This window comes from Alcanivorax sp. HI0083 (assembly GCF_001635175.1).
In genome coordinates, this window is the sequence record NZ_LWFX01001461.1 from 1 (window position 1) to 2,665 (window position 2,665).

Consider the following 2,665-nt stretch of genomic DNA (forward strand, 5'->3'; position numbering starts at 1 on the left):
TGCGACCAGGCTGGCATCATCTTTGTGGGTCCCAATGCCCGCGCCATCGAAGTCATGGGCGACAAGGCCGCCGCCCGCCAATTGATGGCCGAAAGTGGCGTACCCGTTCTGCCCGGCTTCGATAAAGAAGGCGCCAGCGACAGCGAGCTGACCACTGCCGCCAGCGAAGTCGGTTTCCCGCTGCTGATCAAGGCAGTCGCCGGCGGCGGTGGCAAAGGCATGCGCGTGGTCAATCGTGCCGAGGAATTCGATGAAGCCCTGGCCGCCGCGCGCCGCGAAGCCAGTAACGCCTTTGGTGACGATCGGGTGCTGCTGGAACGTTACCTGGCCACCGCCCGCCATGTGGAAGTTCAGGTGTTTGCTGACAATCACGGCAACGCCGTGCACCTGTTCGAACGGGACTGTTCCGTGCAGCGCCGCCACCAGAAAATTATCGAAGAAGCGCCGGCGCCGGGTCTGGATGAAGCCACCCGCAACGCCTTCGGGCATGCCGCAGTGCAAGCCGCCAAAGCCATTGATTACCGGGGTGCAGGCACCGTCGAATTCCTTTACGGCGAGGATGGCCAGTTCTACTTCATGGAAATGAACACCCGCCTGCAAGTGGAACACCCGGTCACCGAAATGATCACCGGCGAAGACCTGGTAGCCTGGCAGCTGTCCGTGGCAGCGGGGGAACCGCTGCCCAAACAGCAGGAGCAGATCCAGCGCCACGGCGCCGCCATGGAAGTACGTCTCTATGCGGAAAACCCGGAACAGGGCTTTCTGCCCTCCTCCGGTTTGCTGCGCCATTTGCGTTGGCCCCATTCCCTCAGCCGGGTGGATGCTGGCTACGAACAGGGCGACCGGGTAGACGAGCACTACGATCCCATGATCGCCAAGCTGATCTGTCATGGCGAGGACCGCAACGCCGCCCGGCAACAACTGATTCAGGCACTGGACGCCCTGGAGCTGGAAGGCATCCACCATAACGCCGCCTTCCTGCGCCGGGTACTCAACGACGAGGCTTTCGCCGGGGCCGAGCTGGATACCCGCTTGCTCGAACATCGCCCGCATTTGCTGGAGGCCACCGCCGTCGACCCCGCCTTGCTGGCCCTGGCTGCGGCGCGCTTGCAGGCGCACAAGGCCACCGGCGACAGCCCCTGGCAATCCCTCAATGGCTGGCGCCCACTGAATCAGCGCCTGCGCCAAACCCGGGTGGAAGCAAACGGTGAACAATTCACCGTACGCGAAGACGGCCAGCAAACCGCTATCGGTGACCGTCAGGCCGCTGTCAGTTTTGCCGTGACTACCGCCGACCAAGATTTCAGCCTGCATTGGGGAACGGACAGCCTGGCGGCCCGCTTCGCCTGGCAAAATACCCACACAGTGGTGCTGTTTGTGGGCGGCCAAGCCTACCCGGTCACCCTGAACCCCAGCCGTGATACCGCCCGGCATGCGGATGCTGGCGGCTTCAGCGCCCCCATGAGCGGCACCATTGTCGCCCTGCATACTGCCCCCGGCGATAGCGTTGAAGCCGGCGATGCGGTGATTACACTGGAAGCCATGAAAATGGAGCACACCCTGCGCGCCACCGTACCCGGCACGGTGAACGGCTTTGCCGTCGCCGCTGGCGACAGTGTCAGCGAAGGCACGGTGCTGGTGGAATTCACCGCCGCTGACAGCCACGCGGATACCGACAGCAAGGGAGAGACAGAATGAGCGAGCCTCTCTGGCAACCCGATGACAGCATCCAGCACACCCACCTGGCCGCTTTCTGGCAACAGGCACGCACCAACAGTGGTCTGCCTTTAACGGATTATCAGGCCCTGCATCGCTGGTCTGTGGAGCAACCGGACGCCTTCTGGCAACAGGTCTGGGATCATTGCGGTGTGGTCGGCCGGCCCGGCGATACCGTGCTGACGCCAGGGGAACGCTTTCAGGACGCCCGCTGGTTTGCCCACGGCGAACTCAATTACGCGGAAAACCTGCTCAAACGTAACGACACTCACACCGCCGTCGTCAGCGTGCTGGAAGATGGCAGCCGCAGTGTCATCAGCTATGCACAACTGCGGGTGGCCGCCGGCAAAGTGGCCGCCCAACTGCTAGCGGCCGGCATTCAACCCGGAGACCGGGTAGCGGGCTTTATGCCCAACCGCACCGAAACCCTGATCGCGGCCCTGGGCGCCGCCTGGATCGGTGCTGTCTGGTCCTCCTGCTCCCCGGATTTCGGGGTTTCCGGGGTGCTGGATCGTTTCGGACAGATCGAACCCAAGGTGCTGCTGGCCTGTGATGGCTATCACTACAACGGCAAGTGGATCGATCTCGGCGAGCGTATAGACGCATTGCATGAGGCCTTGAAACCGGAATTATTGATTGTGGTACCCGGCCGTGGCGATAGCAGCAGCGTTCCCCGGGCACTGATCTGGGGCGCCTGGCTGGAGGCCGCCGGCCCGGCGCCTGACTTTATGCGCCTGCCCTTCGATCATCCGCTTTTTATTCTCTATTCCTCCGGCACCACCGGGCAGCCCAAATGCATCGTCCATGGAGCTGGCGGCACCCTGCTTCAGCAGACCAAAGAACTGCATCTGCACGGCGATGTGCGCGACACCGACACCCTGTTCTACTTCACCACCTGCGGCTGGATGATGTGGAACTGGCTTATCTGCGGCCTGCACACCGGCGCCAC

General features: G+C 63.0%; 2 protein-coding genes. Both read left to right on the forward strand.

All coding sequences use genetic code 11. The annotated features are described in order from the left end of the window. A partial coding sequence (locus A3754_RS22140; protein WP_063521361.1) for a biotin/lipoyl-containing protein occupies positions 1-1,698 on the forward strand: 1,698 nt, incomplete at its 5' end. After that, positions 1,695-2,665, forward strand: a 971-nt coding sequence (locus A3754_RS22145) for an AMP-binding protein (protein ID WP_156497146.1), incomplete at its 3' end; no start/stop codon positions are given. The genes A3754_RS22140 and A3754_RS22145, both read left to right, overlap by 4 nt.